Raw genomic sequence first — 453 nt, forward strand, 5'->3', positions numbered from 1 at the left:
CGCCAAGCGCGTAATCTGAGCGGCCGGAGCGATCGCCTTTGACGGGCTGATGCGCCACACCAGAGGCCCCCTGTCTGGCAACGAGCAAGGATGTTCGCCCCGCGAACGGAAAGGGCGACTCCCGGCCGCGGCAGCCTACTGGTTGCAGGCCGGTTCGCCCTGCTTTCCGCAAGACGGCTTTTTCTTGAGCTGCTGTGGCGGCTGCTCCTGCGGGAGACGCCGCTCTTGCATCTGCTGTCTCGGCTGCGCCCGGAATTCCGGCTTCGGCTCCGATCTTTGCGGCCGCAGCACCTGCTCGTTAGGCCTTTCCTGCCTGAACTGGCGCTGCGCATTCTCGTTCGGCCTGTTGACCTTGAAGTTGCGCTGCACGTTGACTTCCGGACCGGCGGAACCTTCTTCGTTCTGCAGCCTGCGGAACTTCCTGCCCCTGTCGTTCGCATTGGCCGAGCCCTG

The 453-nt window shown here is 64.7% G+C and carries 1 pseudogene; it reads right to left on the reverse strand.

Annotation, left to right across the window (positions count from 1 at the left end):
- Nucleotides 1–135 precede the first annotated feature (135 nt).
- Nucleotides 136–453, reverse strand: a pseudogene (locus EN852_RS35190) (peptidase C14 caspase catalytic subunit p20); the annotation flags it as partial.

The sequence above is a fragment of the Mesorhizobium sp. M2E.F.Ca.ET.209.01.1.1 genome (assembly GCF_004010375.2).
GTDB lineage: Bacteria > Pseudomonadota > Alphaproteobacteria > Rhizobiales > Rhizobiaceae > Mesorhizobium.